The sequence below is a fragment of the Bradyrhizobium sp. genome (assembly GCF_019242285.1).
Taxonomy (GTDB): domain Bacteria; phylum Pseudomonadota; class Alphaproteobacteria; order Rhizobiales; family Xanthobacteraceae; genus Bradyrhizobium.
The window spans coordinates 1-6,386 of the sequence record NZ_JAFAVV010000849.1 but is presented as its reverse complement, the minus strand read 5'-3'; the positions used below and the strand labels follow the sequence as shown (position 1 = coordinate 6,386).

Annotated in this window: 9 protein-coding genes; 4 read left to right on the top strand and 5 right to left on the bottom strand. The window is 62.8% G+C overall.

Annotated features, from left to right (window positions below):
* A partial coding sequence (locus JOY90_RS35080; protein WP_291695668.1) for an alpha/beta fold hydrolase occupies window positions 1–608 on the top strand: 608 nt, incomplete at its 5' end.
* Window positions 609–1,031: 423 nt separating this feature from the next.
* Window positions 1,032–1,325, top strand: a complete 294-nt coding sequence (locus JOY90_RS35075; protein WP_291695669.1) for a cytochrome c — start codon at window positions 1,032–1,034, stop codon at window positions 1,323–1,325.
* A gap of 73 nt (window positions 1,326–1,398) precedes the next feature.
* Here JOY90_RS35075 and JOY90_RS35070 read toward each other — a convergent pair whose 3' ends face one another.
* A complete protein-coding gene (locus JOY90_RS35070; protein WP_291695667.1) occupies window positions 1,399–1,752 on the bottom strand; it encodes a phasin in 354 nt (117 codons plus the stop codon).
* A 207-nt stretch (window positions 1,753–1,959) separates the two neighbouring features.
* Window positions 1,960–2,979 (bottom strand): GlxA family transcriptional regulator, encoded by a 1,020-nt coding sequence (locus tag JOY90_RS35065; protein WP_291695666.1) that lies wholly within the window; start codon window positions 2,977–2,979, stop codon window positions 1,960–1,962.
* 63 nt (window positions 2,980–3,042) lie between these two features.
* Between JOY90_RS35065 and JOY90_RS35060 the strand changes: the two genes are divergently transcribed.
* A complete protein-coding gene (locus JOY90_RS35060; RefSeq protein ID WP_291695665.1) occupies window positions 3,043–3,756 on the top strand; it encodes a hypothetical protein in 714 nt (237 codons plus the stop codon).
* A 145-nt stretch (window positions 3,757–3,901) separates the two neighbouring features.
* On the opposite strand, the gene JOY90_RS35055 is transcribed toward JOY90_RS35060, so the two are convergent.
* Complete coding sequence (locus JOY90_RS35055) at window positions 3,902–4,084, bottom strand: hypothetical protein (RefSeq protein WP_291695664.1); 183 nt, start codon at window positions 4,082–4,084, stop codon at window positions 3,902–3,904.
* A 599-nt stretch (window positions 4,085–4,683) separates the two neighbouring features.
* Here JOY90_RS35055 and JOY90_RS35050 point away from each other — a divergent pair.
* The gene (locus JOY90_RS35050) at window positions 4,684–4,914 is read left to right on the top strand and encodes a hypothetical protein (RefSeq protein ID WP_291695663.1); all 231 of its coding nucleotides are present in this window, start codon (window positions 4,684–4,686) and stop codon (window positions 4,912–4,914) included.
* 261 nt (window positions 4,915–5,175) lie between these two features.
* Here JOY90_RS35050 and JOY90_RS35045 read toward each other — a convergent pair whose 3' ends face one another.
* A complete protein-coding gene (locus JOY90_RS35045; RefSeq protein ID WP_291695662.1) occupies window positions 5,176–5,934 on the bottom strand; it encodes an SPFH domain-containing protein in 759 nt (252 codons plus the stop codon).
* A 23-nt stretch (window positions 5,935–5,957) separates the two neighbouring features.
* Window positions 5,958–6,386, bottom strand: a 429-nt coding sequence (locus tag JOY90_RS35040) for an alpha/beta hydrolase (protein ID WP_291695661.1), incomplete at its 5' end; no start/stop codon positions are given.

Here is a 6,386-nt window from a genome sequence, read left to right as displayed (position 1 = left end):
TCAAGAACACGGAATATTCGTTTCTTGCGACCGTCCTCGCCGCGCGGGGATATCTGGTGGCGAGTGTCCAGCAGGATCTGCCCAGCGATCCGCCCTTGATGACCAAGATTGGCCTGCCCTATGTCGGCCGGCTCGCCGTCTACCAGCGTTGCGAGGCAAACATCCTGTTCGTGCTCGGCGAGTTGCAGAAGCGCGAGCCCAATGCGGACTATGATCATCTGACCCTCGTGGGCCATTCCAACGGGGGGGACGTCTCGATGTACCTCGCCATGCGGCACCCGGAACTCGTGTCAAGAGTGATCACCCTTGACAACCTTCGCGTGCCGTTCGTGATCAACGACCACATGAAGATCCTGTCGTTTCGCTCCAAGGACCCGCATTTCAAGACAGACCCCGGAGTCCTGCCAAGCCCCGACGACGCCAAGGCCAATGGTATCGACATCGTCAACACGGGTGCGCAGCACACCGACCTCAGCGACCGCGGCCCGGCTTCCGTCAAAGAGAAGATCCAGGCGACGCTCGACAAGTTTCTCGGCGACAGCTCTTCGGGCGATCTGTCGGCGGCGAACACGACGCAGCCGATGATCATGAATCCCGGCGACTATTGACGCGGGTCGGCCGTTGAGCCGACTGCAGCCGCGCGTGCCGAACCGCTGCGCGTCGGGCCCAGCTTATCGATGACGCGCTTTTGCCGGCCGCGCCACGTCTTGAGACAGATCAAGGCGCCCTGGGCGGCGGATGTGCCATGCATGCTGGGCGGGGTTGCGGGAGAACGCAGAGTTGCCAGGCGTCAGTGAGCTCAAGTCGGCGGGAGCGCCGTCCATCATCCGCGCTGTGGTTTGCGCGGCGCGAAGGCTGCTGCGGTCGATCGCGTCGCGGATCGACTTGCATCATTTCCCGAAGTCGTGTTGCGGCTGATCGATCCGATCCACCCTGATTTTGCCTATCGTTCCACCCAGGCATTCGAAAAAGGGCAAATCATGCCATGCCCGAGGGAGCACTGAATGCAGTCGCGTTTGATACCGGTGGGGATGGCGGCGGCTGCCGTCCTCTGGCTCTACGGCTCACCGGCAACGGGAGCCGATGCGAGCCACGGCGCTGATCTCGCCAAGCGCTGGTGCGCCTCCTGTCACCTCGTGGAAAGCACCCAGAAGCAGGCCGACGCGGATGTTCCGGCGTTTGCCGCAATCGCGGGCATATCCGACTTCACGCCGGCGAAGGTCGCTTTCTTTCTGCTCGATCCACATCCCAAGATGCCGAATTTCCCGCTGAGCCGGACCGAGGCCGCCGACCTCGCGGCCTACATCGGCTCGCTCCGGAAATAGAGGGGATCGCGACCTTCATGCGGGGGTGTATCGCGGGCGCAAAGTCTCGACCGCCGTTCTGGTTCGGAAGCAATCAGGGCCCGTCTTTCGTTGGCGGCTTGCCCGCGGAAAGCACCCTGCCGGTAATTTCCCTCATGTGCTCGCCGGCGTGGGTGAACTGGCTGCGCAGGAATTCTGACTGGATCTGCATGGCCTGCTGAATATCCGTCGCATGCACGAGCTTCCGCGCATGCTCGAAGGCCGCCTTCATGTTCTCCTCAGTGAAGATCAAGGCCTGCCTGGAAACCTCGGCCCCGGCACCCGGAAACGACGCCATCGATTTGGAGGCGGCATCGAAGAACATCCGGAACGCCCTCTCCGCCTGCTCGATGGTCTTTTCGGCCAAATCGCGTAGCTCGGCAGGTACTTCCAGTTTCGGTTCCGCCATGGCTGCTATCCTCCGTTCCCGGATGTCGGAGTAGCACATTTTCCGGTGCGCCGTCCCTTCTCCTCCAGTTCGCGGCAGGGTTCACAATTGCAGCGCCCGATCCCGGGCCGCCTGGAGCGAGACTTCGATCGACGTGACGTGGTCTTCGATAGCCCGCCTCAAGTCCGCGATCACTCTCGCCTCGACGGGCCCGAGCGGGCTCGCCAGCTAGCGGCTGGCGAACCGTCTCCGGTACTCCGATGGCGTGACCCCGAGTTGCCGCAGGAAGGCGCGGCGCATGCGCTCGTCATCGCCGAACCCGGCCCGCCTCGCCACCTCGATGACGCCCCCGACCTGCCGACTCTCGAGCAGGAGCCGCGCCGTCTCCACCCGCAGCGCTTCCACGCCGCTCGCCGGGGTCATGCCGGTACGGCTGACATAGGTGCGGGCAAAGGTGCGCGGCGTCATCCCAGCCTTGGCAGCAAGCGTCTCGATTCTGAGATCGCTTGCGATGTTCTCGATGATCCAGGCGTGCAGCGCGCTGAAGCGTCCCTCGGCGTCGGAAGCCTGCGCCGCGAGCACCGTCGAGAACTGGCTTTGACCGCCGGGGCGCTTGAGGAACACCACGAGACGCCGGGCGATGTCGAGCGCGACGGCATGACCGAAATCCTCCTCGACCATGGCAAGCGCCAGATCGATGCCGGCGCTCACGCCCGCAGACGACCAGACCCGCCCATCCTGCACGAAGATCGCGTCCGGCTCGACGCGAATGCCCGGAAAGGCTTCCTGCAATCTCGAGCAATAGCGCCAATGCGTGGCGGCGCGCTTGCCGTCCAGCGCGCCGGTCCACGCCAGCGCGAACGCACCGAGACAGACCGATGCGATTCGCCGCGCCTTGGGCTGGGTCTGCGCGATCCAGCTCGTCAGCGCAGCGTCCTGCCGCAACGCCCAGATCCCGGGGCCACCCGGGATGATCAAGGTATCCACTTCGTCCGGCCGGAGGCTCGATAACGGCATCGTGTCGATCGCGATTCCGACGTCGGTCGGCACGAGCCCGCCCGACGTCGAGAGATAGGATAGCGCATAGCTCGTCGTGAGCGCTTCGATCTCGCTCAGTTCGGCGAACACCTGCGCGGGGCCGGAAATGTCCAGCAGTGTGACGCCTGGGAAGGCAACCATCGCTACCCGCCTGACGGGTGAGGTCGGTGCGGCACCAGCCTCGCGTGATTTGGCGTCTTTCGAGGGCATATTGTCCTTTAAGCCAGCTGATGGCCGGCTGTATAGCTCCGCATTGTACACTGGAGTACCGCCATGCCCCGCACTTTTGGCCGCCAGCAGCAAGCCCTCGCGTCGCCCTGGTCCGACTACACGGTGCTCAATTTTCCGGACGCTTCCAGCGTGGGTGAGTCCGAGCGCGAACCGCTGATGGACGCGATGAACGCCATCATCGCGGCGAACTGGAACGCCCGCGAGCCGCATTGGACCGCGGCGTCCTCGCCGTTTGACAGTCAATACAGCCTCATCGCCGTCTATGACGGCGCCGAGCTGGTGGCCTTTTCGGTCTATCGCATGCTGCGAATCGGAGGCCGTGCCGCGGTCTACCGCAGTGGAACCGAGGTGCTTCCGGCGCATCAGGGGCGCGGCCTCTACAGCTTCTTCACGTCGCAGGTGCTGAGACACGCGCGCGAGACCGAGCCGGCCGATGCAAGCATTTTCTACGGTTGGCGAACCCGCAATCCCATCGTCTGGGCGGCGAACGCCAAGATCTGCAAGAAGGTCGCGCCGTCGCTGTTCGGCAACACCCAGGACGCCACGCTGCAGGCGGCCGGTGTCGAGATGTGCGCCAAGCTCTGTCCCGGCAAGTGCCTCGAAATCCCAAGCATGATCATGCGCGGCGCCTATGGTCACATCAGGCATCGCCGGCAGGCCTATCGCGGCGCGGCATTGCTGGTCGACGCGGCGATGTCGCGCATCATCCCGAATTCGGCAGACGCGCTGTTTTCGGTCGGCTACATGAGGGCGTGATGCCGAGACCGAGGCGCATCGAACCAGGAACATGACGGCGCTGGCGAAGTGCCCGGTCATTCAGAGAAGAGGATGGTGTTGGAGCCGATTTGCGATGGCGGCCCGTTCGCCTACCGCGGTTCAGCGCGAGCTTTGACTCGAGAAGTCAGGACAACGGGTACTCGGATTGCGGATCGGTGGCCAGACGTTCGACCAATTCGATGATTTCGAAACGTTCCCTGGGAGCCAGCCTGATGAAGGCCTTCAGCAAGCGCAGGCTTTCGACGGTTTCGCTCGATGGAGCTCCGAGCCTGTTGTGCAGCTCCGCGGTGAACGTGGGATTCTTCATCTCACACCTTTGATGGGAAACGGAAATGGCATTTCTTGGCAAACGCGAAGGCCTCGTTCGGAAGGTGGACACCGCAGCGATTGAGGTGAACGGCTCGGCCTGACGACGGCGACCCTGATACTGCGAATGGCGCGGCTCGAGATCGACCGGGCGGAACGCGATGAAGTTGAAAGTATGCCAAGGAACAACCCACCCAGCAAGCCAAACTGACTGGCCATCATTCGACCGGCGTCGACTTTTCCGAGGTCATCGACGGTCGCGGTATTCAATTTTAGAGCTTCTGAAAATATCCGCTGTCCAACTTGCAGCTTGCATCGGGACGAGGTGCGGCCTTGGGAACCCGGAGGGCCGTGGATTGAGCCCCGGATTTCGGGTCTGCCCGTGGTGACCGCGGTAGAAACGCAAGTCCGCTGGCGGGATTTGAGCGGCATGGCGCTTTGCGAGCTTGTATGGGGTTGAATGGGTTGGTCGCTGAGGTGGTCTGCTGAGTTCTTGATCAGGCTCCATCCGCACGTCCGATCCGCGATCCCCGGGGGAGACGTGGGGCCGTTAACCTTAGGGGTTCCGCTCCGCACCCTCGCCATCCCGCAAGGAGTGCAATGCGAACCTATTACTTCGACGTGAAGGATGGCGCTCCGACCCGGGACAGACAGGGGCTTGAGTTTCCGACGAGCAGCGGTGCAATCGAGCACAGCAAGGAACTCGCGCGGCGAATTCGCCGCGAGCCACGAATCAGAAATCATCCTCTTTCCATCGTGGTCGTTGACGAGTCGGGAGCCGAAATCCATCGCGAGCCGGTGCATCCCGCTCCGACGGATGGTGTTTCCTGAGCCGTGCCGAGCTTCCGGCGTGGAAGCACCGAATGAGCTGCGCAAGAAGTCCCAATCCTTGCTCTGCAAAGTTCTGCATGACCCAGTTCCAACCGCGCGCACGCGTGACCTCAGTCGAGCTGCGATGGACGACGTCAGGGTCGCACAACAGCAGCATGACTTCCTCACGATATCGTTACCTCCTGGTATTGGTCGCGGATGCCCGCATATCGTTCGAGACGACAGCCAGGAATGCGCCACGGGCGAGGAGCCCGCGTCGCGCTATTTCGCGGCTCCGTCCTTCGCCAACGTTGCGATGGCTTCCTGCACCGTCGTCATGAACTGGGCCGGGAAGATGATCGTCGAGTTCTTCTCGGTGGAGATCTCGGCCATCGTCTGCAGCGTGCGGAGCTGGAGCGCCACGGGATGCTGTGAAATGATGTCGGCAGCTTCGCCGAGCCGCACCGCCGCCTGATACTCGCCCTCGGCAGCCACGATCTTGGCGCGACGCTCGCGTTCCGCCTCGGCCTCGCGCGCCATTGCGCGCTGCATGTTGTCCGGCAGCACGATGTCCTTGATCTCGACCGCGGTCACCTGCGTGCCCCAGGGTTCGGTGTGCAGGTCGATGACGTTCTTGATCTGGTCGTTGATGCTCGAAGTGTCCGACAACAATTGATCGAGGCTGAAGCGGCCGACCACATTACGTACCGTGGTCTGGCTGATCTGGTTGATCGCGTTGTAGACATTCTCGATCGCAATCACCGCCTTTTCCGGATCGGTGACGTGATAGTAGGCGACGGCCGCGATATCGATCGAGACGTTGTCGCGTGTGATGATCTTCTGCGAGGGAATCTGCATCGTGACGGTACGCAGGGACACCCGCACCATCTGCTGCACCGGAAAGAAGATCAGCGTCAGCCCGGGCCCGCGTACGCCCGCGAAGCGGCCAAGCAGAAACACGACGCCGCGCTCGTACTGCCTCAGGATGCGCAGCGAAGCGACGACATAGACCAGGATCAGAATGACGAGAATGGTAACCATGCCCCGCTCTCCATGCGCCCGGCTCATCCGGTGCCTTGCATTATAGACGAGCGGGTGTGTCGTCGGCGCAACAGCCGGCGCATCTCTTTGGATGCCATATTCATGGGCCGCGCGGCCGCAGACTGCACTTCAAGTGCGAGGCGCGCCGAGCGCCTTGACGACGACTGCCAGAATTTACGCACGACGCCGGCAAATCCTTCTGGCCGCTCCCACGGGAAAAACGGCTTCGCGCCGTCGAATTCGATGACGTCGCACGCACCGGGAATCGCACCCTGCAACCAATACGCCCACTTCAGCGGGAAGAAGTCGTCGGCAGTTCCCCAGACGATCAGAGTCGGCGCCTGCAACTGGCGAAGCAACGGCGCGACCGCGACCGTCTGTCTGTTGTCGAAGTCGGCGATGAAGCGCTCGAGATTTCGCGTCGACGCCTCCGTTTCGGCCAAGCACGATCC